Here is a 24,218-nt window from a genome sequence, read left to right on the forward strand (position 1 = left end):
GCTCGAACATGGTCTGTTAGGGTCTGCAACGAAGAGTTGGCGAGCAAGGTCGCGCTTGTTTGCACGTAGCGCCGAAGGCGCCCGGCACGCCGCTTTTCATACGGACCCCAGCATTGAATCTTCAGGAGCAAGGCTGTCCCCATGGATTATTTTGGCCCACATATTTTTGGCTATCTGATTGCCACCCTGCACTTTCTCGGCCTGATCGCCGCCATCCACGCGGTGTTGACCGTCAGGACCGCCCAAGGCTCCATCGCCTGGGCCCTGTCGCTGTTGTTCATGCCGTACCTGACCCTTATCCCTTATCTGGTGTTCGGCCGCAGCACCTTCGATGCCTATATCAAGGCCCGGCGCCAGGCCAACCTGGAGATGCGCAAGGCGATCAACGAGCTGAACTGGCGCCCCTGGATCGAGGAGGCCCTGAGCGCCCGCGCCTCCGCCGCCTACACCTCGCTGCGGGCCATGCCCAAGCTGGGCCGCATGCCCTGCCTGGCCAGCAACCATGTACAACTGCTGATCAACGGCGATGCCACCTTCGCCGCGATTTTCCAGGCCATCGAACGTGCCCGCACGGCGGTGCTGATCCAGTTCTTCATCATCCACGACGACGACCTTGGCCGACGCCTGCAAGCGCTGCTGCTGAAAAAGGTTGGCGAAGGCGTGGCGATCCACCTGCTCTACGACCGCATCGGCAGCCATTCCCTGCCCCACGCCTATGTGCAGCCCCTGCGCGACGCCGGCATCCAGGTGCATGCCTTCGCCACCCGCAGCGGCTGGCTCAACCGCTTCCAGATCAACTTTCGCAATCACCGCAAGATAGTGGTGGTGGATGGCCTGCTGGGGTTTGTCGGCGGGCATAACGTGGGCGACGAATACCTGGGGAAAAAACCGCCTCTGGCACCCTGGCGCGATACCCATGTTTCGGTCAGCGGTCCGGTGGTGGCCTGCCTGCAGGAATCCTTCGCCGAAGACTGGTTCTGGGCCTCGCGGCAATTGCCGCCGCTGATCCTGCCGGACACCTACCCCGATGACGGCGTGCTGTGCCAGGTGCTGGCCAGCGGCCCGGCGGACCCTTATGAAACCTGCTCGCTGTTCTTCGTCGAAGCCATCCACGCGGCGACCGAACGGGTGTGGATCACCAGCCCCTATTTCGTCCCCGACGAGGCCGTGTTCGCCGCCTTGCGCCTGGCCGCCCTGCGCGGGGTGGATGTGCGGATCCTGCTGCCGTCGCGCGCGGACCACCGGATCGTCTACGCGGCGTCCAGCCTGTACGCCTTCGAAGCCGTACGCGCCGGGGTGCGGGTGTTCCGTTACCAGCCGGGTTTCCTGCACCAGAAAGTGGTGCTGATCGACAGTGAAATCAGCGCGATCGGCAGCGCCAACCTGGACAACCGCTCGTTCCGCCTGAATTTCGAGGTGATGTTGCTGACCGTGGACGAAGCCTTCGCCAGGGAGGTGGAACATATGCTCAACCTCGACTTCGAGCGTTCCCGCGAAATCGCCAAAGAAGAAAGCCGGGAAACCCACCGCCTGCAACAGCTTGGCATGCGGGTGGCCCGGCTTATTTCACCGATTCTCTAGCGTCGGCGCTTCACGAGTAATACAGGTCGTCGCGAGTCCAGGGCAGCTCATGACTGCCATCGGCGTGAGCCTTGACCGCGAGAATCTGGTGCAGGTTGATCCAGCCGCGGGCGAAGGCATAGGCACAGCCGGCCAGGTACAGGCGCCAGATGCGCAAGACTTGCGCCGGCACCAGCCGGGAGGCGGCTTCCAGGTTGTCTTCCAGACGCTCGCTCCAGTGGTCCAGGGTGCGGGCGTAATGCAGGCGCAGGCTTTCCACGTCGACGATCTCCAGCCCCGCTTCGCTGATCTCGGCCGAGATCATCGCCAGGTGCGGCAGCTCGCCATTGGGGAACACATACTTCTCGATAAAGTCGCCGGCTCCACGGCCCACGGGACGTCCATCGGTGTGCTTAGCGGTGATTCCGTGGTTCATCACCAGGCCGCCTTCGCGCACCGCGCCAAACAGTGTCTTGCAGTACTGCGCCAGGTTGGCGTGGCCCACGTGCTCGAACATGCCGACGCTCACCACCTTGTCGAAGCGGCCGTCCTGGGGCAGGTCGCGGTAGTCCAGCAATTGCAGTTCCACCAGGTCCTGCAAGCCTTCGGCGATCACCCGCTCCCTGGCCAGCGCCAGTTGTTCCTTGCTCAGGGTGATACCGAAGACCTTGGCCCCGAATTCTCGCGCCGCGTACCGCGCCAGCCCGCCCCAGCCGCAACCGACATCCAGCAGATATTCACCAGGCTGCAAGCGCAGCTTGCGGCACAGGTGGCGAAATTTGGCCTGTTGGGCCTGTTCCAGGCTCTCACTGCCGGTCTCGAAATAGGCGCAGGAATAGGCCATGTCGCTGTCGAGCCACAGCTGGTAGAAGTCGTTGGAAAGGTCGTAGTGGTAGGAGATGGCGGCCGCATCGGTGGCCTTGTCGTGCAGGGAACGTACTGGCAGCACTTCTTCCTCGCTGTCCAGCAGCGCTTGGCTCAGCTCGTCGCAAACCCGGATGACTTCGCTGATAGAGCCTTCCAGCTCAAGTTTGCCCTCGACGAACGCCGCTCCCAGCGAGTTGAGAGTGGGATGGGCGAGCTGGGTGACCAGTTGCGGGTCCTTGACCACAATAGTGACGCTGGGCGCCGGCCCCAGGTTGAACTCATGGCCGTCCCAGAGTCGCAGGCGTAGCGGTAGTTGCAGATTCTGTAAGGCCGGTGGAAGTTGCGCGAGCATGGATTATCCCCCTTGTTTCAGACGTCTGAGTGAGGTTAGACCATACTGAAAAATTAGCAGGCTATCGATCTGATAGCTGAAATTCATCAGTGCCGGCAGTGCAACAATCCCTGCTGAACAGCCAGCCGACCGTCCCGGAAGCTGGGTCCTCTTCACAGATGACCGCCAGGCGGGCGCACAGTTCGACCTGGTTTAATTCTAGCTCCAGACGCTCAAACCCGCGCTTTTCCGCCCCGGCCCACGCCCCTGCAACTTGAGCAATGGCTCCTGGAAACGCAGCAAGCGCCCGGCATTGCCCAGCACCAGCAAGGTGCTGAGGTTATGCAGCACCGCCGCGATCATCGCCCCCGCCGCGCCGAGCCAGCCGAACGCGGCAAAGGCGACGATGGCCAGGGTCCAGCCCAGGCCGATGATCACATTGACCTGCAGGGTCTGGCGGCACTGGCGACTCAGGCGCACACAGGTGCCGAGGCGCCGCAGGTCGCTGCCGATCAGCACGATATCGGCCGACGCCAGGGCAATGTCCGCCCCACCCGCGCCCATGGCCACACCGACCACGCCAGCCTTGAGCGCCAGGGAATCGTTGATCCCGTCGCCCACCACCATCGGCCGGAAACCGCTGTCGATTTCCCCCAGCACGCGCTTGAGCTTGTCTTCTGGTAGCGCCTGGGCTTCGACATCGCCGATGCCGACATCCCGCGCCAGGCTGTCGGCCACGCTCTGGCGGTCGCCGGTCAGCAACAACTGGCGGCCCAGCCCCAGTTCGCGCAGCTCGTCGAGGGCAAACCGCGCTTCCGGCTTGACGCTGTCGGCCAGCAACAGCCAGGCGAGAAATTCGCCGTTCAGCGCCAGCCCGGCAATCGGTCCGTCATGTTCGGGCACTGCCGTGGTGGCGATGCCGAGCTGGCCGAACAACTCGGGACGCCCCAGGGCGGCTTCGCCCTGCTCGGTCTGCGCCACCACTCCCAGCCCCTGGCGCTCGCGAATATCCGACAGCACCAGGAAATGCTCCTGGGCCACCAGGCCAGCCAGCGCGCGGCTGACCGGGTGGCTGCTGGCCGAACCGAGGCTGGCCGCCAGGTTCAGCAAGGCCTGGCGATCTTCCCGCGGGCTGTCGATCGATTGCAGGCGCAAGGTGCCGAAGGTCAGGGTGCCGGTCTTGTCCACCACCAGCGAGGTCAGGTCCGCGAGCTCCTCGAGGAACGCCGAACTGCGAATCAGGATGCCGTGCCGCGCCGCCACGGCGATCCCGGCAATCGCCGTGGCCGGCGCGGACAGCACCAGGGCACAGGGGCAGGCCGCCACCAGCACCGCGAGCATCGCCTGGGCATCGTGGGTGATGAACCAGGTCACCGCCGCCAGCAGCAACACCAGCACCATGTAGCTGCCAGCGTAACGTTCGAGCAAACGGGTGATCGGCGGCTTGGAACGCTCGGCGCTTTGCATCAGCGCGATGACCTTGCCCAGGGTCGATTCGTGGCCGGTGCGGGTCACTTCCAGGCGCAACAGGCCGTCGAGGTTGATCGCCCCGCCGAACACCTGCATGCCGACATCGGCCTCCAGCGGCACCGACTCGCCAGTGATCGGTGCGGTGTCGAGGCTGGCCTGTCCGGAGAGCACCAAACCATCGGCGGGCACCCGGTCGCCGGCGCGCACTTCGACGACATCGCCAGCCTTGAGCGTGGCGTTGTCCACTTCCAGAATGCTGCCGTCGGCCTGCACCCGTCGCGCATGGCTGCGGGTCAAGCGGCCCAGGGCATGAATGGCTTCCTGGGAGCCGATGACGCTGCGCTCTTCCAGCACGTGGCCGAAGATCATGATGATCGGCAACAGCGCCGCGGTCAGCAGGTCGCCGGTGGCCCAGGCGCCGAGCATGGCCAGGGCGATCAACTGGTCGGTGATGCCATGCAGGCTCGGGTAGCGCAGGCTGTACCAGGCCGAACGCATCACCGGCAGCGCCACCAGCAACGAAGCGAACCCCAGCAGCAACTGGCTGACGCCGGTCTGCTCCGGGGCCAGCCAGCGCCAGACCAGGCCCAGGCCGAGCAGCCCCAACGCGAGCATGGCCAGGGTCAGCTGACGCGCGGCGCTACGTTGTTCGGCAGAGGTGAGCATGCTCGCCGGCGCGGCGGCATGGGTGTGAACAGTCATGGTTGGGCTCCCTGAATGATCAGGCGGGAATCGTCTTGGGGATTGACCGTGGTCACCGAGCCGGCCTGCCCAAGGATCTTCGGCAAGCGCTCACGGTAGATACGCAAGAGCATTTCCGGGTCGGTGCCGTTGCGTTGCGCCTGGGCCAGGCTCTGGATGGTCGCGGTATCGGCCTGGGCCTTGGCCAGGCGCTCACCGGCCTGGGCGTGCGCCACCTGCAAGGTGCGGTCGGCCTGTTCGTTGGCGGTTTGCGTGAGTTTTTCGGCTTCGGTGCGGGCGTTGGCCACCGCCTTGTCGGCCTGCTGGCTGGCAGTCAGTACCGCATTGAAGGCGCTGACCGCGGGCCCCGGCAAACTGGACTGGACGTCGACCCGGGTCACTTCGATACCGATCCCCCCCTGCCCGGTCGCCGCCAGATCCGCCAGCCGCTGATTGATGCCTTGCACCAGATCACCGCGCAGCCGTTCGCGACGCTCGGCGGCCTGGTTGTCGGCCCCGATCAGTTCCGGACGCGCCACCAGAATGGTGTCCAGATCGCGGGCGGCGGTCAGGGCCAGGGCACTACGGGTCACCAGTCGATCCAGCGCCGGCAACACATGCTCGCCCTGCAATACAAAGGCATAAGGCTCGGTGACCTTGTAGAACACCCGCACATCCAGCTGCACCACCCCGGCGTCGCCGGTCAGCAGATAACCGGAACCGGCCAGGGCATCGCTCAGGGGCACGGCGAAACTGGCCACCTTGTCACCCTTTAAGGCCGCATCGGAACGCAGCAGGCTTTCCACCCGGCGTTCGATCACCCGGTCTGCAGCGGGCAACAGCACCACCTGTTCGAACGGCTGCGGCCAGGCCAGTAACAAGCCGGCGTTCTGGATGCGATCCAGGGCGCCGAAATGCAGGACCACCGCGCGACTTTGCGGATCGATCTGCCGCACATTGGAAAACGCCCAGGCCAGGGCTGCCAGCACGGTCACCGCATACAGGGCGAGAAACGCCAGACGACCGGCCTGAATCCATGGGCTGCCAAGTTCATGTGTTCCACGTGGAACCAAACTCATGGTTGCGACCCGGCGGCTTTATTGCCGAGTGTCGGCGGTCCGTCCACCAGCACCCGGAACGGCGCGGCGTCTGTGCGCAGAATCAGCTTGGTGCCTGGGGTCACCACAGTGCCCAAGGTGTCCAGCGAACGCAGCAGGTTGTACAGCTGCGGCGAACCGGCGTAGGCGCGACCGTAGATCTCCGCCGCCTGCACCCGCGATTGCGCTTCGATGTCCGCGGCTTTCACCGTGGCATCAGCCTGAACGATGCGCGCATCGCGCTCGGCGGCGGAACGGATTTGCGCCGCTTCGCGCTTGCCGATGGCCGTGCGTTCGGTGGCGATGGTTTCACGCTCGGCGCGCATGCGGTCGACGGTGGCGGTCAAGGTCACCGAGGGCAGGGTCAGGCGTTCCACACCGACTTGCAGCACGCGCACGCCGTAAGTACTCAGCAACTGTTGCTCGATCTGTTTGCGCAACTGGGCTTCGAAGTCGGCGATGCGCACCTTGCTGGCATCGGTGTTCACCAGATTGGCCAGGTCGAAACTGCTGGCGGTGGTTTCCAGGGCCGAGCCGACAAAGGTGCGGATCTGCCGCGCCGCTTCGTCCGGCTGGTTCTGCACCGCGCGCATAAAGCGTTTCACGTTGTCCGCATCGCCCTGCACCTGCCACGCCACATAGGCCTGGACGATGATGCGCAAACCGTCGCGGGTGCCGACATCCTGCAAACCGCTGGAAGTGGTGCGCAGGCGCAGGTCCACCGGGATCGCCGCCTCGAACGGTGCCGGCCAGCGCCAGCCGAGGCCCGGTTCCAGCAGCACCCGTGCCGGGTTGCCGAAACGGGTAATCACCGTGGCTTCGCCGGAGCGCACTTGCACCAGGCTTGCCGCGGCGACGGCGAACAACACCAGCAACAGCGCCCAGGCCATGCGCCGCCAGGGAAAGGGCCCCGCCTCTTCCGGCGCGCCGTGGTGGTGATGATGGTGTCCGTGGTGATGGCCGCCGTGGCCGTGATCGTGGCCGGCGTGATCCTGATGATCGTGGGAATGGGACTGGCTCAATGGACGGCTCCTGGCTGAGCGGTGTTACCCGGTACCGAAGGCTCGGTCGGCAAAGTAAATGTACGCAGGTCGAGGGTCGGTGCATTGGCGCCGCCCAGGCGATGATCGAGCACCAGCAACTTGGCGTTGCGCAGGCCCTGGCTCAGTTGGCTCAAATACTGCTCCAGCACGAATGCCTGGCCGGCGCTGGCATAGGCCTTTTGCTCGGCGCTGAACCGCAGGTCGGCCGCTTGCGCCGTGGCCTGCACTTCATGGGCCGTGGCCTGGGCCTGATCGCGGGCGATGCTGGCCTGCAATTGCGCCTGGTTGGTCTGCTCGCTGGCCGCGCCACGCTCGCGGGAGATCAGCGCCTGGGCGCCGATCTGCGCGGCCTGGACGCCGTGATAAGCATTGGCCGCGCCGGCCGGCGGGTGAATGGCCTCGACCACGGTGGCGAGGATCTCCACCCCGCTGTCGAGTTTCTCCAGGTCGGCCTGCACCGCGCGGCCGATATCCTCGGCCAGGTTGGTACGGTCTTCGCCCAGCAGGCCGTCGAGAGTGCGCGAGGCGAAGTCGTGGACCAGGATGCGGCTGGCGGTGCTGCGGATCAGCATCGGAATGTCGGCGCTGTTGTAAGTCGCCGCCAGGGCCGCCTGATCGCTCAGGCCGATGCGATAGACGAAGCGCACGTCCATGTTGACGATCTGGAAGCTCTGCTTGTCGGCAGCGCCGCTGGCAATCACCTGGGACTTGTCGTTGACATGGCTGGCGTCCCACAAGCGGTTGGCCACCAACGGTGGCGGCCCCTCGGCGGAGGCCGGTTCGATCACGCTGGGCGCTTCGCCGACGCTGGTGGCCAGTTCGTGCACCACGCCGTTCTCGACACTCAGCACCCGGCCCAGCGGCCAGGGCAGGCCCGCGTGCAAACCCGGGCCAAAGACCGCCACCGGTTTGCCGAAACGCTCGTAGATGCCCCGCCCCTGCAACGGCACTTCATGCAGGCCGGTGAGCAACCAGCCCACCCCGAGCACCACCAGCAGCACCGGCAGGAACGCCCGGCGCATATAAGTGAAGGCCCAGATCTGCCGCAGGTCGATGCCGAAGCGGTTGTGCAATTCGTGCTGCAAGGCCAGCAAGGGTTGCGGCGGCCAGCGCAACAGGTCGGCGACCACGCTGTGGGCCAGCATGCGCGGCTCCAGTTGCGCGCGACGCGGGCTGAATAACGACAATACTGCGCGCAGCAGGAACTCCAGGGCCACCAGCGCCGGCAATACCCCGAGCAGCACCCCCAGGCGCATCGGCCAGAGCGCCGTGTCGCTGCTGAACAACAGGCACAGCGCCGCCAGCACCAGGCTGATGATCGCCACTCGCGCCAACTGCGCCAGCGCCGCGGCTTCCGGCCATTCGCCGGGGTGTTCCTGGCTCAGTTGGCGCTCGAACACCAGCAAGCCGAAGGCCAGCAACAGCGCCAGAACCGCGCCGACATTGCCCGCCAGGCCTAGGGTTCCGGCGGGCAGGCCGAGGTTCCACACCTGCTCGATCACCAACAGCACCAGCAAGGCCCAACCGCCCAACCACAAGGTCGGCGCGCCGATCTGCGCCAACAAACTGGACCAACGCCGGCTGATGCCCTCCAGCAGGCGTTCGTACCAGCCGTCGTCGGGTAGCGGTTCATCCGCAACCGGCTCCGGGCTCGGCGCCACCTCTGGCGCCCGCAACGCACCCGCGCGCCAGGCACTGACCCAGCCCGCCGCCTGCAGGCCGCCGACCAGCACCAGCAAGGCTGCGGCCAGATTGACCAGCAACACCGGCCATAAGGATTGCGGGGCAAACAGGCCGACGAAAAACGCCAACACCAGCCCCACCCCGGCCAGTCCCGCCAGCCCGATGCCCCAACGCTTCAGACGGCGTTCGTGAAAGGCCGCCCGCTGAAACCTCGGCAAGGCTTCGACCCCCGCCCCTTCAGTCTCAAGATCGACTTGCATAGCACCCCAACGCTGGTCGTTAACCCATTCGGGCCTGTGGATAACTCTCCGGCAGGCCGCTGTATTTGTCACAAATCGTTACGATATAACAATAGTAGTGAAATTTTCGTCCCTTACCTATGCCTTTATTTGCCGTGGGCGCGTCACAAACCCAGGGAAAACCGCTGCTGTGCTGATGCCAGCCCGCGAGATCTGTGGCCATAATCCGTGGCCCACTTTGTGACAAGGAAACGTCCAGCCATGCTCTCCATCTACCAGCTCAAACCGCGCTTCCAGAACCTGCTGCGGCCATGGGTCCAGCGCCTGTACGAGAACGGCACCACGGCCAACCAGATCACGGTGCTGGCGGGAGTGATTTCGGTACTGGTGGGCGCCCTGATCGCCAGCTTCGCCAGCCACCTCTGGCTGTTCATCCTGATCCCGCTGTGGATGATCCTGCGCATGGCGCTGAACGCCATCGACGGCATGCTGGCCCGGGAATTCGGCCAGCAATCGCGCCTGGGCGCCTACCTCAACGAATTGTGCGACGTGATTGCCGACAGCGCGCTGATCCTGCCTTTCGCGCTGATTGCCGGCGTCAGCCTGCCGCTGGTCCTGCTGGTCACGCTGCTGGCGCTGTTCAGCGAATACGCCGGCGTGCTGGGGCCGATGATCGGCGCCTCGCGCCGCTACGACGGGCCCATGGGCAAGAGCGACCGGGCGTTCGTGCTCGGCGTGCTGGCCACCGGCATCGCCCTGGGCTGGCTGAGCGCCGCCTGGATCAACGGCGTGCTGGCGCTGGTCGCCGCGTTGTTGGTCTACACCTTGATCAACCGGGTTCGCCAAGGCCTGCTCGACGTACAACTGCAAGACACCCAACGACAAGAAGTGCAGCAAAACGCCCCCTCGGAATAAGGAAGTTGCCATGCGCGAAGCTCTCCACCAGACCTTCACCACCCACGACGGCGTCGAGCTGTTCTACCGCCACTGGCCGGCCACCGCCGCCCCCTCGGACGCCCCGCGCCAGGCGGTGCTGCTGTTCCACCGCGGCCATGAACACTCCGCACGCATCGCCCACCTGGTGGACGAACTGGACCTGCCAGCCTTCGATTTCTTCGCCTGGGACGCCCGTGGCCACGGCCAGTCGCCCGGCGCCCGGGGCGACAGCCCGAGCTTCGCCACCAGCGTGCGCGACGTGCAGACCTTCTGCGATCACCTGCGGGCCAGCCACGGCATCGACGAAGAACACATGGCCGTGGTGGCCCAAAGCGTCGGCGCGGTGATTGCCGCCACCTGGGTCCACGATTACGCGCCGCGCATCCGCGCCCTGGTGCTGGCGTCGCCGGCGTTCAAGGTCAAGCTCTACGTGCCTTTCGCCCGCCCGGGCCTGGCGCTGATGCGGCGTTTTCGCGGCAACTTTTTCGTCAACAGCTACGTCAAGGCGCGCTTCCTCAGCCATGACCCGGCGCGCGTGGCCTCCTATGACAGCGACCCGCTGATCACCAAGGCGATCTCGGTGAACGTGCTGCTGGGCCTGTACGAAGCCGCCGAACGGGTGGTGGCCGATGCCCAGGCGATCCAGGTGCCGACCCAGCTGCTGATCTCCGGCGCCGACTTCGTCGTCCATCGCCGGCCCCAGGAGCAGTTCTTCGAGCGCCTGGGCAGCCTGTACAAGGAAAAACACATCCTGCCGGGCTTCTTCCACGACACCCTCGGCGAGAAGGCCCGGGCCCCGGCCGTCGCCAGCGCCCGGCGCTTCATCCTGCAGAACTTCGCGCGACCGCTGAACCGCCCTGCCCTGCTCGACGCCGACCGCCTGGGCCTGACCTGCGCCGAGTCCGAGGCGCTGGCGGCGCCCCTGCCGCACAACTCCCTGCGTGACCTGTACTGGCGCATGACCCGCGCCAGCATGCGCCTGGGCAGCCAGCTCTCGGCCGGGGTCAAGCTGGGTTTCGACACCGGTTTCGACTCCGGCAGCACCCTGGACTACGTCTACCGCAACCAAGCCACCGGCACCTCGGCCCTGGGCCGGATGATCGACCGCAACTACCTGGACTCCATCGGCTGGCGCGGCATTCGCCAACGCAAGCTGCATGTGGAAGAACTGCTGCGCCTGGCCATGGAAAAACTGCGCGCCGAGCAGCGCGAAGTGCGCATCGTCGACATCGCCGCCGGCCACGGGCGCTACATTCTCGAAGCCTTGCAGGGGGTCAGCCCGCTGCCGGAGTCGATCCTGCTGCGCGACTACAGCGACATCAACGTGCGCGACGGCAACGCGTTGATCGCCGAGAAAGGCCTGGGCGAGATTGCCCGTTTCGTCAAAGCCGACGCCTTCGACCGCGACGACCTCGCGGCCCTGACGCCCAAACCGACGCTGGCGGTGGTCTCCGGCCTGTACGAGCTGTTCGCCGACAACCCGATGGTCAGCGATTCCCTGGCGGGCCTGGCCGCCGCCGTGGAGCCTGGCGGTTACCTGGTCTACACCGGGCAACCGTGGCACCCGCAGCTGGAGCTGATCGCCCGCGCCCTGACCAGCCACCGCGCGGGCCAGGCCTGGGTCATGCGTCGCCGGACCCAGGCCGAGATGGACCAACTGGTGGAAGCCGCGGGGTTCCGCCGGATCACCTTGCGCGTCGATCAGTGGGGCATTTTCAGCGTGTCGCTGGCACAGCGGGTGCAATGATGACGGTCGCCGCGACATACACCCGCGAGCCCGGCCTGCTGAAACCCGCGGTGCTCTGGCTGTTGCTGCTGGCGCCGCTGTTTTTCGGCACCTACGGCTTCGCCACCTGGGTCACCGCGCAACGCGCCGAGGTCGGCAGCCTGGTGTTCGACTGGGAGCGGCAGATGCCGTTCTGGGCCTGGAGCATCGTGCCCTACTGGTCGATCGACCTGCTGTACGGCTTTTCCCTGCTGTTACCCACCAGCCGCGAAGAGCTCAAGCGCCACGCACTGCGACTGCTGACCGCGCAAGTCATCGCCGTCAGTTGCTTCCTGCTCTGGCCGCTGCGTTTCACCTTCCAGCGCCCGGAACTGGATGGCCTGTTCGGCTGGCTGTTCGATGTGCTGGCCGGCTTCGACAAGCCGTTCAACCAGGCGCCGTCGCTGCACATCGCGCTGCTGGTGGTGCTGTGGGTCTGCTACGCGCGGCATGTCCAGGGCGCCTGGCGCTGGCTGGTGCACGGCTGGTTCGCGCTGATCGGCGTGTCGGTGCTGACCACTTATCAACACCACTTTATCGACGTGCCCACAGGCGCCCTGGCCGGCTGGCTGTGCGTCTGGCTGTGGCCGCTGGACCGCCCAGGGATGCTGCACAACCTGCGCCTGGCCCGCGACCGCCAGCGCTGGCGCCTGGCGTCGTTCTATGCCGTGGGCGCCGCGGTGCTTGCCATCCCGGCCTTGGCCTTTTCCGGTGCCTGGCTGTGGCTGTTGTGGCCGGCACTGGCCCTGCTGCTGGTGGCGCTGAACTATGGGCTGTTCGACGCCAAGGGTTTCCAGAAGGGCGCGGACGGCCGCCTGGGCAACGCCACGCGCTGGCTGCTGGCGCCTTATCTGGCGGCGGCCTGGATCAATTCCCGGCTATGGACACGCCAGCATCCACAGCCCGACGAGGTTGTGGATAACGTCTGGCTGGGGCGCATCCCGACCCCGGGCGAGCTACAGGACAGCCCGTTCAGCGCGGTGCTCGACCTGTGTGCCGAACTGTCCGTGGACGGTCGCCACCTGGCCTATCGCTGCGTGCCGGTGCTCGACTTGACCGCGCCCACCACCGAGCAATGCCGCGAGGCCGCGCAAGCCATCGAAAGCCTGCGCGAGCACGCGCCGCTGCTGGTCTGCTGCGCCCTGGGTTATTCGCGCAGCGCCACCGCCGTGGCCGCCTGGCTGTTGTACACAGGCCGCGCCGCCAGCGTCGATGCGGCGATCGTGCAGATCCGCCGCGCGCGCCCGCAGATCGTCCTGCAACCCGCGCACCGCAAGGCCCTGGAGCCTTTATCCACAGCCCAGGGGAGCGCCCATGGCCACTGATATGGAACTGCATGCGGTGGCCAGCCTGTTGCGCCGCGGGCATTCGCTGGACCTGTTATCCACAGGCCTGAGCCTGCTCGGCGCCCTGCTCGGCCTCGGCCAGTGGCTGCTCGGCGTGTCCGCCCCCTGGGCCATCGTCCTGAGTGTTGCCCTGCTGGTGCTGGGCTTGCTGCAAAAGTACTGGGCGTTGCGGGTGGCCTTCGATGCCGAGCTGTTCCAGCGGGTGGCGGACAGCCCGCTGCCGCTGGCCGAACGCAGCGCTGCCCTGGACCAGGCGCTGAGCGCCCTCGGCCTGCAACCGGCGAATGCCGGCGGCCGCCCGTGGCAACAACGCAGCCACGGCGCCCTCAACCTGTTGCGTCGCCAGGCCTGGCTGCTGGCGGCGCAAGTACTGCTGACACTGGGCTTCATCCTGGCCAGCCCCTGGCTGGCCGTCGCCGGATAAGGAATTCTCATGCTCGAACCCCTGGTCGCCACCCTCATCACCTCCGCCGCCCGCACCATCACCGGGGCGCGCAGCCTGTGGCTCGGCTGCGGGCCGCAGGCGGTGCAACGCATCTACTTCGCCAACCACAGCAGCCACGGCGACTTCGTGCTGCTCTGGGCCTCGCTGCCGCCCGCGCTGCGCAAGGTGACGCGGCCAGTGGCCGGCGCCGATTACTGGCAGACCCGCCCGCTGCGCCGCTACCTCATCAACCGGGTGTTCAACGGCGTGCTGATCGACCGCGAGCGCAAGGAGCCTGTGGATAACCCCTTGCAGCCAATGCTCGATGCCCTGGCCAACGGCGATTCGCTGATCATCTTCCCCGAAGGCACGCGCAACCTGGAGGAGGAAGGCCTGCTGCCGTTCAAGAGCGGCCTCTACCATCTGGCGAAAAGTTACCCACAGGCCCAGGTGATTCCGGTGTGGATCGCCAACCTCAACCGCGTGATGCCAAAGGGCCGTTTCCTGCCCCTGCCGCTGTTATGCACCACCAGCTTCGGCGCGCCGCTGTCCCTCGAGGACGGCGAAAGCAAAGAGCAATTCCTCGAACGCAGCCGCGCAGCGCTGCTGGCCATGGCCCCGGAGCATTCTTGAGATGGATAGGCAAACCCTGATGTTGTTCGGCGGGATCGGCGCGGTACTGGTGCTGGCCTCGCTGATCGGTTTTCTGCTCAAGCTGCGCAGTCGTGGCGCGCCGAGTTCGGTGATCGACAACCTCAATGCGCGCATCAACGCCTGGTGGGTGATGGTGCTGGTGATCGGCATCGCCTTCTGGCTCGGCACCAGCGCGGTGATCCTGCTGTTCTACGCGGTGTCCTTCTACGCCCTGCGCGAGTTCCTGACCCTGATGCCGACCCGGCGCAGCGACTACCCGGCGCTGGTGGCGGCGTTCTACCTGGCCCTGCCGGTGCAATACCTGCTGATCTACTTCGACTGGTACGGGCTGTTCTCGATCTTCATCCCGGTCTATGTGTTCCTGCTGCTGCCGATCCTCGCGTCCCTGGGCGGCGACAGCACGCACTTCCTGGAACGCGCCTCCAAGGTCCAGTGGGGGCTGATGATCGCGGTGTTCTGCGTGTCGTTCGTCCCGGCGCTGCTGACCCTGGACATCGCCGGCTACGAAGGGCGCAACCTGTTGCTGATCGCCTATCTGGTGATCGTGGTGCAGATGTCGGACGTGTTGCAGTACGTCTGTGGAAAACTCTTCGGCAAACGCAAGATCGCCCCGCGGCTGTCGCCATCCAAGACCGTGGAAGGTTTTGTCGGCGGCATCCTCCTGGCCTCGCTGATCGGCGGTGCGCTGTGGTGGATCACCCCGTTCACTATCTGGCAGTCGTTCCTGATCGCCCTGCTGATCAACCTGCTGGGCTTCGCCGGCGGCATCGTCATGTCGGCGATCAAGCGCGACCGCGGGGTGAAGGACTGGGGCCACATGATCGAAGGCCACGGCGGCATGCTCGACCGCCTGGACTCGGTGTGTTTCGCCGCGCCGATCTTCTTCCATCTCGTGCGCTACTGGTGGACCTGAGCACCCCGCCTCCCTTCTTCTGTAGGAGCGAAGCTTGCTCGCGAAAAGATCGCCAACGATAACGCGTGCCGGTTGACGGCACGCCGCTTCGCGGCTTTCGCGAGCAAGCTTCGCTCCTACAAGGAAGACGCAATTGCGTGCTTGACCGGGGTTGTTTTGCTCGCTCATATTACGGTCATAATTTTTCGCTCGACTACCTTTGAAAGCCTTCTTTTCCGATTGCAGGAGAACAGCCATGAGCAGCTACGACGTCGTCATCCTCGGTGGGGGTCCCGGTGGCTACAACGCCGCCATTCGCGCCGGCCAGCTGGGCCTCAAGGCCGCCTGCGTCGAAAGTCGCGCCACCCTCGGCGGCACCTGCCTGAACGTCGGCTGCATGCCGTCCAAGGCCTTGCTGCACGCCTCGGAGCTGTATGACGCGGCCATGGGCAAGGAATTCGCCGAACTGGGCATCGAGGTCAAGCCCAGCCTCAACCTCGCCCAGATGATGAAGCAGAAGGACGACAGCGTGGCCGGCCTGACCAAGGGCATCGAGTTCCTGTTTCGCAAGAACAAGGTCGACTGGATCAAGGGCTGGGGCCATATCGACGGCCCGGGCCAGGTCACGGTGACCGACAGCGCCGGGGCCAAGACCCGGTTGCAGGCCAGGGACATCGTGATCGCCACCGGCTCCGAGCCGACGCCACTGCCCGGGGTGGAGATCGACAACCGGCGCATCCTCGACTCCACCGGCGCGCTGTCCCTCGGCGAGGTGCCCCGGCACCTGGTGGTGATCGGCGCCGGGGTGATCGGCCTGGAGCTGGGTTCGGTCTGGCGGCGCCTGGGGGCCCAGGTGACGGTGGTCGAGTACCTGGACCGCATCTGCCCCGGTGTCGATGGCGAAGCCGGCAAGACCCTGCAACGGGCCCTGGCCAAGCAGGGAATCGCCTTCAGGCTCGGCACCAGGGTCAGCAGCGCCAGCACCTCGGCCAATGGCGTGCAGTTGAGTATCGAACCCGCCGCGGGCGGCACGGCGGAGCTGCTGGAAGCCGACTATGTGCTGGTGGCCATCGGGCGCCGGCCTTATACCCAGGGCCTGGGCCTGGAGAACGTCGGCCTGAGCACCGACTCGCGCGGCATGCTCGCCAACCAGCGGCACCGCACCGCGGCTCCCGGCGTGTGGGTGATTGGCGACGTCACGTCCGGGCCGATGCTTGCCCACAAGGCCGAGGACGAGGCCATGGCCTGTATCGAGCAGATCGTCGGCAAGGCCGGCGAAGTGAATTACGACCTGATCCCCAGTGTGATCTACACCAAGCCCGAGCTGGCCAGCGTCGGCAAGACCGAAGAGCAGCTCAAGGCCGAGGGCCGGGCCTACAAGGCCGGCAAGTTCCCTTTCACGGCCAACAGCCGGGCCAAGATCAACCACGAGACCGAAGGTTTCGCCAAGGTCCTGGCGGACGCGCAGACCGATGAAATCCTCGGCGTGCATCTGGTAGGACCGAGCGTCAGCGAAATGATCGGTGAATACTGCGTGGCCATGGAGTTTTCCGCCTCGGCCGAAGACATTGCCCTGACCTGCCACCCGCACCCGACCCGCTCCGAGGCGTTGCGCCAGGCAGCGATGGATGTGGAAGGGATGGCGACGCAGATGTAGAACCTGTAGCCGCTGCCGCAGGCTGCGTAAGGCCCGAAGGGCCTCGGCGATCTTGAGACTTGCGCGCCCTTCGGTCTCGATCGCAGCCTTCGGCAGCGGCTACAGATGATCGCGTCAGGTCGGCAAATGCCCCAGCGGCAGCGCGCCCGGGGTTTTCACCGTGTGGATCGCGAAGTTGCTGCGGATATCGCTGACGCCCGGCAGTTTCAGCAGGCTGCCGGTAAGAAAACGGTCGTAGGCGCGCAGGTCCGGCACCACCACCTGCAGCAGGAAGTCCGACTCGCCGGACACCAGGAACGCCGAAAGCACCTCCGGCAGCGCCGTCACCGCCTTGTGGAAGGCTTCGGAATGCTCATCGGTGTGCCGCTCGACCTTGACCCCGACGAACACCGTCAGCCCCAGGCCCACTTCATCGCGATCGAGGTTGGCCTGGTAGCCGCGAATCACCCCGGCTTCTTCCAGCATCCGTACCCGACGCAGGCAGGGTGAAGGAGACAGGCCGATCTCCTCCGCCAGTTGCACGTTGCTCAGGCGGCCGTCGCGCTGCAGGGCGGCGAGAATCTTGCGGTCGTAGGCGTCCAGTTTCATTTTTGGCATTTTCCGATAGTCACTCCATGTCCAGGTGGAAGATTATGCCAATTTCCACCTCCTTGCTGGCTGACTACGCAAGCACCTGTCCTGCCCTTCGGCCCTAGACTCTACCTACCGAATCGACAACGAAAGGGGGTGGCAAGGTGGCGCAACTGTGGATGTTTTTCCTGGCATTGGCGGTGGTCTATCTGCTGCCCGGCCCCGACATGATCCTCCTGCTGCAAACCGGCGCCCGCCAGGGCAAGGGCCTGGCGCTGGCCACTGCGGTGGGTCTGGCGATTGCCCGGGGCTCTCATGTGGCACTGGCGGCACTGGGCCTGGCCGCCCTGTTCAAGGCCGCGCCCTGGACCTTCGAGGTGGTGCGCCTGGGCGGGGCCGCGTACCTGTTGTGGCTCGGCGTGCAATGCCTGCGGGCCAACCTGCTGCCCAGCCTGCGGGATGGCGAGGCCGCGAGCGCCCTGCGCTGGCGCGAAGCGATCCGCCGCGGCCTGCTGACCAACCTGCTCAACCCCAAGGCGCTGCTGTTCTGCTCGGTGCTGCTGCCACAGTTCATCGACCCGCAGGCCGGCCCCGTGGCCGCGCAGTTCGCCAGCCTCGGTCTGCTGCTGGTATTGGTGGGGTTGCTGTTCGACAGCGCCTACGCCCTGGCCGGCGCCTGGATCGGCCGCTGGCTGGCGCACAACCGCGCCGCCCAGCGGGTCCAGCAATGGCTGTTCGGCAGCCTGCTGATCGGTTTCGCCCTGCGCCTGACTTTCGTGCAACAGGCCTGAAGCTCTGTAGCCGCTGCCGCAGGCTGCGATCGCGACCGAAGGGCGCGCAAGGCCACAAGATCGCCGAAGGCCTGCGGCCTTATCGCAGCCTGCGGCAGCGGCTACAGGAACCGGTTCAGGCCGGCTTGCGGGCGATGATGACCTGGCTCTTGGCGACCACGGCGTCCAGCGCGTGCTTGATCTGCACCCCGCGCGGCGAGTTGAGGATGGTCTGCCAGGTGCTGGCCCATTGATCGAGCAGCGGGTGGTCGGGGTTGCTGAATTCGACCTTGGCTTCCCAGAACAGCAGCATCCACATCGACCAGTAGAAGCCGTACTGGCTATGGCTCAGCACCTCCAGCCCGGCGTCGCCGACCATCTGCTTGAACTGCTCTTCGCTGATGATGCGGATATGGTTGGGCTTCTGGAAATACTCCGGCGCGGCGATGTCCTTTTGCAGGTCCTCGGAGCTCGGGTGCGGCACGCTCAACAGGTACAGCGCGCCCGGCTGGCCGACCCGCACCAGCTCGCAGAGAAACTGCGCCGGATCGTCCACATGCTCAATGACCTCGGTGGACACCACCCGGCTGGCGGTGCCGTCGGCAATCGGCAGCGGGTTGCAGTCAGTGACATGGCATTCCACGCCACGGGCCGGCGTATCGCTCAGGCGCTGGCGCGTCGCCTCGACCTTGGCCGCGTCGATGTCGGCAATGATGATCTTCGCCCCGCGCATCGCGCAGTAATGCACGTTGCCGCCGTCACCACAGCCAACGTCCAGCAGGGTGTCCTCGGCCGTCACCGGAAAGCCGGTGAACAGCTCGCCGTTTTCCTGGTTGAACCAGCCGCTGAGCATGGCGTCCTGCAGGCCCAGCATGTACGGATCGACCTTGGCCGGCGACGGTGCGTCGGGCGTCACGGCCGCAGGAGCGCTCGCCGTGAGTTTTTTCAGAAGGCTCAGCATGAAGTGACTCCAGTGGAAGGAACGGGAGAACGGGATGTGCCCAGGCGTTGCACCAGCTCGGCGCCCCGATTGCGCAGGGGCAACTCGATGACACGGTAGTTGAGTTCGCTCAGCAACAGCAGCAGGCCTGCGGCGCAGGCCAGCGCCAGCAGCGGCTGGTCGTTCAGCCCGGTCGTGCCCAGGGGCGACAGGCGGAACCAGGCTTCGCGGACCAGCAGAAACACCGGGATATGGATCAGGTAGATCCCGTAGGAACGACTGCCGACCCAGGCCAGCAGGCTTTTCAGCGGGCCGCGAGGCAACAGGTAGTCGCGGTTGTAGGAAGCGATCCACACCAGCAGCGTGCAGAGCAGCGCCAGGGCGCCGACCCGATAAAAAGTCGCATGGAACCCATCGGTGGCCAGCCAGCCCATGCCCAGGCAGGAGAGGATCAGCAGCAACGGGCCGAGCCCGGGATGCCGCCCCAGCCACTCCGGCTCCCAGTGCCGGTAGCTGGATCGGGCTGTCCACAGCGCCAACAGCACGCCGAGGGCCATGGCGTCGGTGCGGATGAACATCAACAGCACCGAGCGCAAGCTCACCAGTTGCACGACCACCAGCGCCAGCAACACCCAGGCCAGGTACCTGCGACACAACAGCACCAGCAGCGGCAGCAACAGGTAGAACTGCTCCTCCAGCGACAGGCTCCAGTAGACGAAACTGGCGCCGTACTCGTAGTGGAAAAAACTGTCGGCGAAACGGAAATTGGCGAACTGCAACAGGCCGGCAACCGTGGCCCACAGGTTGGCGTGCAGACTACCGAAGGCCCCCGAACGATTGAGGAACAGGCTCGCCAGCAACATCAGCAGCAGCCACAACCAGGCCGAGGGCAGCAGGCGGAAGGCGCGGCGAATCCAGAAGTCGCGGGTCCGTTGCCAACACTGCGCGGCGCTGGTGCAGGCGCGCAGCTGCGGGACCAGGCCGCGGGCGATGACAAAACCGGAGATGACGAAGAACAGGTCCACGCCCCACCAGAACTGGCCGTAGGCGGCGACGCTGCCCAACCAGGCGAGCCCGCCTGGAAACAGATTGCCTTGCAGATGATGGAACACCACGCCCAGCACCGCGACGCCCCGCAGCAGCTCGATGTCCATGATCCGCTTGTCGTTCAAGACGGCTCAGCCACGGCGCCGGGCAGCGGCTTGCGGGCGATGATGACCTGGCTTTTCGGCATGAAGCCATCGAGCACCTGCTTGATCGCCAGCCCGTCGGGTTGCGCCAGCAGCTCCTCCCAGGTCCGCGCCCAGCCTTCCATCAGCGCCGGATACGGCGCCTGGATGCGGTCGCGCACGGCGCCCGGCGGCTCGCGTCCGGCGGCCCGTTCGCTGGCCCAGAAAAAGATCATGCCCATGACCCAGAAAAAGCCCGTGGCCTGCCGATGTTCGATGACCAGCCCGGCGTCCTCGATCATCTGGCCAAAGCCTTCGCGGGAAAATACCTGCACATGGTTCGGCGCGCGGTAGTAGCCGGACGGCGCGATGCCCTTCTGCAAATGCTCGCCCACCGGGTCCGGAACGCTGATCAGGTACTGCGCGCCGGGACGGCCCATGCGCACCAGCTCGGCGAGGAACGGCTCGGGCTGTTCGATGTGCTCCAACACTTCCATGCACACCACTTTGCTCGCGCAGCCCTGGGCCAGCGGCAACGGCAGGCTGTTGCTGACCAGCCCCAGGGCGGGCACGTCCGATTGCTCGGCGACTTGCCGGGCCAGGTCGCGCACCTTGTCGAACTCGCTGTCGGTGAAAATCACCGAAGCGCCCTGGCGCATGGCGAACAACGTCGCCACGCCTTCGCCGCAACCGACATCGAGCAGGGTGTCGTCGGCGCTGATGGCAAAGCCCTTGAGCAGCTCGCCGGTTTCGGAACGGAACCAGCCATCGAGCATGGCGTCGCGCAAGCCGCAATCGCGGGGAGAAACCGCAGGCCTGGGCGCTTCGGCCAGCAGCGGCGCGGGCAACGGCGCGCCCCTGCGCAAACGCCGCAGAAACGCCCGCATCACGCGGGAAGCCCGGGGGTGGCAGGCGCCTTGCGCCGCTCCAGCACCTGCTGGAAAAACTCGCCAAGACGCTGTTCGGCCGTGGCCTGGCTACAGAAGCGTCGCAGGCTGTCGATCGCATGGGTCGACATCCGCGCGTAACGCTCGGGGTCCTGCAGGGCGACGTCGTAGCTGGCGCGATAGGCCGAGCACAGCGAGTCCCAGTTGGTGATGTAGCGCAGGGTCCGGTAGGCCGCCCGCGGATCGTGGGGCCAGGCGGTCAACTCGTCGGTGGAGTCGACGATGAAAGTGTTGTCGGGGTCGATGTAATCGGCCATCGCGGTGTTGCACGGCGCCACCGCCGGCTTGCCGCAGGACATGAACTCCATCAGCGGCAGGCACTGCCCTTCGCCGAACGAGGAATTGACCACATAGCAGGTGGCCTCCACCAGCCGCTCGTAGTCCGGGTCGGACAAAAAGCCGTGGATCAGCACGATCCGGCACTGGTAGGACTGGTTTTTGTAGAGGTGGTGCAGCATGTCGGCCAGCGCGTTGCCGATATCGTGGTGGGTCAGTTTCAGCACCAGGGTGGCGTCGGCACAGTCGCGAAAGGTGGTGCAGAACGCACTGATCATGTCCTGCCAGTTCTTGCGCCCGTCGTAGGGGTTGAACACCGAGGTGTAGACCACCCCGTCGAGCAGCAGTTGGCAATCGCGAGCCGTGGCATCGAGCGCCAGCGGCATGTCTTCGCGCAGCATGCCCGGGCCGTAGGCACTCAGGTCCAGGGTCCGGCTGTCGAGCAACAGTCCGTGCAGGTTGAGGGTCACCCGGGACGCCCGTGGCTGCTTGCCCAGTTGCTCGCCACGGCGGGCGAAGCGATCCCAGACCGGGGCCGCAATCGCGCAGATCGGGTAGTCCTCGCCCATCACATCGCGCACCGCTCGCACGGTAAAGCTGGAGTGGGTGATCGCCGCGCCCGCGGTGCCCAGGACCAGCCGCCAGTCATGGCGCGGCTCGCCCTGCCAGCTTTCGGTGGGAATGGTGCTGAACTCCCAGGCGAACACCGGGATGGTCGGGCAAGCGTAATGGTTGGGCGTGCGATGGGGCGGCGAGAACGACAGGAAGATGCACGCCTCGCCGCGGCTCTGGCAGTCGAAATACAGGCGGTCCACCAGCTCGTCGGGGTTGCTGACCTCCAGCACCTGGCCCAGGCGTTCCAGCACCGGCCGGAACTCCTTGAGCACGAAGTAGTAGCTGTATTCGGGACGGCCCAGGTTCTGCTGGATGTTGCTCTTGTTGGTTTCCGAGTGGATGAGGATCAGCATCAGGCGTTACCCGCCACGGCCAGGGAGGACGCGCCGTCGGCCTCGGTCAGCGGGGTCAGGGCGAAGAACTCCCGCAGGCGCCCCTGGACGCTGGCGAAGCTGCTGTACTCCTGCATGCGCCGGGCCGCGGCCAGGGACATCGACTGGTACCCCGCGGGGTTTTCCTTGGCCATGCGGTAACTGTCCTGGTAGGCGGTTTTCAACGAGCCCCAATCCGGGCGGTGGCGCAGGGTGCGAAACAGGATGCGCGAGTCCTGCGGCCAGATCGCCGGCTCCTGGCTGGACTTGACGACGAAGGCCAGGTCCTCGTCGATGTAATCGAGCATGGCCGTGTGCAGCGGCGCGATCACCGGCTTGCCGCAGGCCATGAACTCCATCAGCGGCAGGCACAGGCCTTCGCACCGCGAGGCGTTGACGTAGAAACTGGCCGCGCCGTACAGCCTTGCAAATTGCTCGTCGTCCAGATAGCCGTGCATGGCCACCACCCGACAGCTGAACGGTGACAGCTGCGACAGCAGGGTCAGCATTTCGACGTAATAGGTCGACAGGTCGTTCTGGGTCATCTTCAACACCAGGGTGGCGTCTTCGGTGTCGCGCATCGCCCAGCAGAACGCGGTAATCAGTTGATGCCAGTTCTTGCGACCGTCATCGGGGTTGAACACGCTGACATAAACCACGCCATCGACCTGGAACGCCACCTGCTGGTCGGTGGCCGGGAGGACGGCCTGGGGGTGTTCCGGCTCAGGCGCGGGTGCCGGCAGGACGATAGGCAGCGCTGCCGCGTGCTCCGGTCTCGATTTCGCCATCAGTGCCCGCAGGCGCGCGGGGACCCGGTCGCGCAACCCCTCGCGGTAGCATTCGCGAACATAGTGCTTGCTGATGAACAGCGGCCGGCGCCATTCGCCACCGGCCAGCGCCCGATACCATTCGCGCAGATAGTGCTTGGCGATGAACAGCCGGCGCCTGACGGTCAGCGGTGGGGCTTCGACAATCTCGACCTCGACGGGAGCGGGAGGCGGTGGCGCCTCATCCAGCACCGGCGCGATCAGGCCGTCGGCGGAAAGTCCCAGGGCCCGGCTGTCGATGATGCAGCCCTTGATCTGCAGGGTGGTGCCGGCGTTGACCGGTACATTGGGGTATTGCCCGCGGACGCCATCGAAGCGCTCCCACAACGGGGTAGGCAGCACCAGCACCGGAAAATGCTCACCCAGCACCCGACGCACCGCACGGGCCGTATGGCTGGACAGGGTGATCACCCGGCCATGGCGGCCAAGGGTGCGGCTCCAGTCCTGGTGCGGGTCGTTATCCCAGTATTCGTGGGGGATCGAATCGAACTCCCAGGCCACCACGCACAGGGTCGGGCAGTCCAGGTCGACCGGGGTTTTCTGGGGTGGGGTGAACGAAAGAAACAGGCAGTCTTCGCCCTTGAGCCGCAGCTCGTGATACAGCCGGTCGACCTCGGCCGGCGTCTGCACCACATGCACGCGCCCAAGGCTTTCCAACACCGGGCGATAGGCCTTGAGCACGAAGTAATAGCTGTATTCCGGACGCCCGAGGCTCTGGCTGATGGAGCCGTCGTTAACATCCGAATAAAGAATGAAATTCATGGCATCTCACGATGAAGCCGCCGTCCTGGCACCTTCACACAATGACGGTAGAGCCATGGCGCCACGCCTGTGTTGTGGGCGTGCATCCATCGTTCTCATGCCCGTCTACGTTCTTGTTCTATTGGTCAGTTTTGCATGGCTGCGAGACAGCCATTCTGATCGCTTTGGGGTCGAGACGAGGGGCATTCTAAACACATCCATTGAAGATTCGGGAACCTCCCGACAAGATTTTTCCTATGCTGGAAAACGAGAACTTACCGGTCACGGTAGGACCTGTTGAAATTCCAAAGCAATTGGCACAGATTGAGCGCCAAACAACTACAACA

Annotated in this window: 20 protein-coding genes; 9 read left to right on the forward strand and 11 right to left on the reverse strand. The window is 65.6% G+C overall.

Going from position 1 to position 24,218, the window contains the following annotated elements; all coding sequences use genetic code 11:
• The first annotated feature begins 141 nt into the window (after positions 1-141).
• Positions 142-1,581 (forward strand): cardiolipin synthase, encoded by a 1,440-nt coding sequence (gene cls, locus PMI20_RS02880; RefSeq protein WP_007927621.1) that lies wholly within the window; start codon positions 142-144, stop codon positions 1,579-1,581.
• 10 nt (positions 1,582-1,591) lie between these two features.
• Here cls and cfaB read toward each other — a convergent pair whose 3' ends face one another.
• The 5 genes from cfaB to hflK (PMI20_RS02905) form a co-directional block, all read right to left on the reverse strand.
• Positions 1,592-2,779 (reverse strand): C17 cyclopropane fatty acid synthase CfaB, encoded by a 1,188-nt coding sequence (gene cfaB, locus PMI20_RS02885; protein WP_007927622.1) that lies wholly within the window; start codon positions 2,777-2,779, stop codon positions 1,592-1,594.
• A gap of 198 nt (positions 2,780-2,977) precedes the next feature.
• Positions 2,978-4,930, reverse strand: a complete 1,953-nt coding sequence (locus PMI20_RS02890) for a cation-translocating P-type ATPase (protein WP_007927623.1) — start codon at positions 4,928-4,930, stop codon at positions 2,978-2,980.
• Positions 4,927-5,988: a protease modulator HflK gene (gene hflK / locus PMI20_RS02895; protein ID WP_007927625.1), complete on the reverse strand. Its 1,062-nt coding sequence runs from the start codon at positions 5,986-5,988 to the stop codon at positions 4,927-4,929. Before hflK (PMI20_RS02895) ends, PMI20_RS02890 begins: the two co-directional genes overlap by 4 nt.
• A complete protein-coding gene (gene hflC / locus PMI20_RS02900) occupies positions 5,985-7,028 on the reverse strand; it encodes a protease modulator HflC (RefSeq protein WP_007927627.1) in 1,044 nt (347 codons plus the stop codon). The genes hflK (PMI20_RS02895) and hflC overlap by 4 nt, the downstream gene beginning before the upstream one ends.
• The gene (gene hflK / locus PMI20_RS02905; RefSeq protein ID WP_007927630.1) at positions 7,025-8,992 is read right to left on the reverse strand and encodes a protease modulator HflK; all 1,968 of its coding nucleotides are present in this window, start codon (positions 8,990-8,992) and stop codon (positions 7,025-7,027) included. Before hflK (PMI20_RS02905) ends, hflC begins: the two co-directional genes overlap by 4 nt.
• 240 nt (positions 8,993-9,232) lie before the next feature.
• Here hflK (PMI20_RS02905) and PMI20_RS02910 point away from each other — a divergent pair, with 240 nt between their 5' ends.
• The 7 genes from PMI20_RS02910 to lpdA all read left to right on the forward strand — a co-directional run bounded on the left by PMI20_RS02910 (position 9,233) and on the right by lpdA (position 16,645).
• Positions 9,233-9,886, forward strand: a complete 654-nt coding sequence (locus PMI20_RS02910; protein ID WP_007927632.1) for a CDP-alcohol phosphatidyltransferase family protein — start codon at positions 9,233-9,235, stop codon at positions 9,884-9,886.
• A gap of 10 nt (positions 9,887-9,896) precedes the next feature.
• Complete coding sequence (locus PMI20_RS02915; RefSeq protein WP_007927634.1) at positions 9,897-11,654, forward strand: bifunctional alpha/beta hydrolase/class I SAM-dependent methyltransferase; 1,758 nt, start codon at positions 9,897-9,899, stop codon at positions 11,652-11,654.
• On the forward strand, positions 11,654-12,997 hold the full coding sequence (locus PMI20_RS02920; protein WP_037035052.1) for a phosphatase PAP2/dual specificity phosphatase family protein: 1,344 nt from the start codon (positions 11,654-11,656) through the stop codon (positions 12,995-12,997). Before PMI20_RS02915 ends, PMI20_RS02920 begins: the two co-directional genes overlap by 1 nt.
• Positions 12,987-13,442: a hypothetical protein gene (locus PMI20_RS02925; protein WP_007927636.1), complete on the forward strand. Its 456-nt coding sequence runs from the start codon at positions 12,987-12,989 to the stop codon at positions 13,440-13,442. The genes PMI20_RS02920 and PMI20_RS02925 overlap by 11 nt, the downstream gene beginning before the upstream one ends.
• Before the next feature lie 9 nt (positions 13,443-13,451).
• Positions 13,452-14,075 (forward strand): lysophospholipid acyltransferase family protein, encoded by a 624-nt coding sequence (locus tag PMI20_RS02930; RefSeq protein ID WP_007927637.1) that lies wholly within the window; start codon positions 13,452-13,454, stop codon positions 14,073-14,075.
• A gap of 1 nt (position 14,076) precedes the next feature.
• On the forward strand, positions 14,077-15,009 hold the full coding sequence (locus PMI20_RS02935) for a phosphatidate cytidylyltransferase (RefSeq protein ID WP_007927638.1): 933 nt from the start codon (positions 14,077-14,079) through the stop codon (positions 15,007-15,009).
• A 235-nt stretch (positions 15,010-15,244) separates the two neighbouring features.
• Complete coding sequence (gene lpdA / locus PMI20_RS02940; protein WP_007927639.1) at positions 15,245-16,645, forward strand: dihydrolipoyl dehydrogenase; 1,401 nt, start codon at positions 15,245-15,247, stop codon at positions 16,643-16,645.
• Positions 16,646-16,759: 114 nt separating this feature from the next.
• Here lpdA and PMI20_RS02945 read toward each other — a convergent pair whose 3' ends face one another.
• Entirely contained in the window at positions 16,760-17,233 is a 474-nt protein-coding gene (locus tag PMI20_RS02945; RefSeq protein WP_007927641.1) for an Lrp/AsnC family transcriptional regulator, read from the reverse strand.
• A 146-nt stretch (positions 17,234-17,379) separates the two neighbouring features.
• Here PMI20_RS02945 and PMI20_RS02950 point away from each other — a divergent pair, with 146 nt between their 5' ends.
• Entirely contained in the window at positions 17,380-18,006 is a 627-nt protein-coding gene (locus PMI20_RS02950; RefSeq protein ID WP_101336343.1) for a LysE family translocator, read from the forward strand.
• A gap of 115 nt (positions 18,007-18,121) precedes the next feature.
• Here the strand turns inward: PMI20_RS02950 and PMI20_RS02955 are convergent, their stop codons facing one another.
• From PMI20_RS02955 to PMI20_RS02975, 5 genes are read right to left on the reverse strand one after another with little or no spacing between them, the layout of a single operon-like run.
• On the reverse strand, positions 18,122-18,946 hold the full coding sequence (locus tag PMI20_RS02955; RefSeq protein ID WP_284171558.1) for a class I SAM-dependent methyltransferase: 825 nt from the start codon (positions 18,944-18,946) through the stop codon (positions 18,122-18,124).
• Positions 18,940-20,097: an acyltransferase family protein gene (locus tag PMI20_RS02960; RefSeq protein WP_007924601.1), complete on the reverse strand. Its 1,158-nt coding sequence runs from the start codon at positions 20,095-20,097 to the stop codon at positions 18,940-18,942. Before PMI20_RS02960 ends, PMI20_RS02955 begins: the two co-directional genes overlap by 7 nt.
• Positions 20,094-20,981: a class I SAM-dependent methyltransferase gene (locus PMI20_RS02965; RefSeq protein WP_007924600.1), complete on the reverse strand. Its 888-nt coding sequence runs from the start codon at positions 20,979-20,981 to the stop codon at positions 20,094-20,096. Before PMI20_RS02965 ends, PMI20_RS02960 begins: the two co-directional genes overlap by 4 nt.
• The gene (locus PMI20_RS02970) at positions 20,981-22,285 is read right to left on the reverse strand and encodes a glycosyltransferase (RefSeq protein WP_007924598.1); all 1,305 of its coding nucleotides are present in this window, start codon (positions 22,283-22,285) and stop codon (positions 20,981-20,983) included. The genes PMI20_RS02965 and PMI20_RS02970 overlap by 1 nt, the downstream gene beginning before the upstream one ends.
• The gene (locus PMI20_RS02975; protein WP_007924596.1) at positions 22,285-23,892 is read right to left on the reverse strand and encodes a glycosyltransferase; all 1,608 of its coding nucleotides are present in this window, start codon (positions 23,890-23,892) and stop codon (positions 22,285-22,287) included. Before PMI20_RS02975 ends, PMI20_RS02970 begins: the two co-directional genes overlap by 1 nt.
• Positions 23,893-24,218: the final 326 nt, after the last annotated feature.

This window comes from Pseudomonas sp. GM17, assembly GCF_000282175.2.
Lineage (GTDB): Bacteria > Pseudomonadota > Gammaproteobacteria > Pseudomonadales > Pseudomonadaceae > Aquipseudomonas > Aquipseudomonas chlororaphis.

Bases quoted from the DNA above. Each gene is read 5' to 3' on its own strand.
- PMI20_RS02965 (WP_007924600.1), bottom strand. From the start codon at position 20,981: ATGCGGGCGTTTCTGCGGCGTTTGCGCAGGGGCGCGCCGTTGCCCGCG.
- PMI20_RS02945 (WP_007927641.1), bottom strand. From the start codon at position 17,233: ATGAAACTGGACGCCTACGACCGCAAGATTCTCGCCGCCCTGCAGCGC.
- PMI20_RS02955 (WP_284171558.1), bottom strand. From the start codon at position 18,946: ATGCTGAGCCTTCTGAAAAAACTCACGGCGAGCGCTCCTGCGGCCGTG.
- hflK (WP_007927625.1), bottom strand. From the start codon at position 5,988: ATGAGTTTGGTTCCACGTGGAACACATGAACTTGGCAGCCCATGGATT.
- PMI20_RS02910 (WP_007927632.1), top strand. From the start codon at position 9,233: ATGCTCTCCATCTACCAGCTCAAACCGCGCTTCCAGAACCTGCTGCGG.
- hflK (WP_007927630.1), bottom strand. From the start codon at position 8,992: ATGCAAGTCGATCTTGAGACTGAAGGGGCGGGGGTCGAAGCCTTGCCG.
- PMI20_RS02890 (WP_007927623.1), bottom strand. From the start codon at position 4,930: ATGACTGTTCACACCCATGCCGCCGCGCCGGCGAGCATGCTCACCTCT.
- PMI20_RS02930 (WP_007927637.1), top strand. From the start codon at position 13,452: ATGCTCGAACCCCTGGTCGCCACCCTCATCACCTCCGCCGCCCGCACC.
- PMI20_RS02915 (WP_007927634.1), top strand. From the start codon at position 9,897: ATGCGCGAAGCTCTCCACCAGACCTTCACCACCCACGACGGCGTCGAG.
- cls (WP_007927621.1), top strand. From the start codon at position 142: ATGGATTATTTTGGCCCACATATTTTTGGCTATCTGATTGCCACCCTG.
- cfaB (WP_007927622.1), bottom strand. From the start codon at position 2,779: ATGCTCGCGCAACTTCCACCGGCCTTACAGAATCTGCAACTACCGCTA.
- PMI20_RS02920 (WP_037035052.1), top strand. From the start codon at position 11,654: ATGACGGTCGCCGCGACATACACCCGCGAGCCCGGCCTGCTGAAACCC.
- PMI20_RS02925 (WP_007927636.1), top strand. From the start codon at position 12,987: ATGGCCACTGATATGGAACTGCATGCGGTGGCCAGCCTGTTGCGCCGC.
- PMI20_RS02975 (WP_007924596.1), bottom strand. From the start codon at position 23,892: ATGAATTTCATTCTTTATTCGGATGTTAACGACGGCTCCATCAGCCAG.
- PMI20_RS02970 (WP_007924598.1), bottom strand. From the start codon at position 22,285: ATGCTGATCCTCATCCACTCGGAAACCAACAAGAGCAACATCCAGCAG.
- PMI20_RS02935 (WP_007927638.1), top strand. From the start codon at position 14,077: ATGGATAGGCAAACCCTGATGTTGTTCGGCGGGATCGGCGCGGTACTG.
- lpdA (WP_007927639.1), top strand. From the start codon at position 15,245: ATGAGCAGCTACGACGTCGTCATCCTCGGTGGGGGTCCCGGTGGCTAC.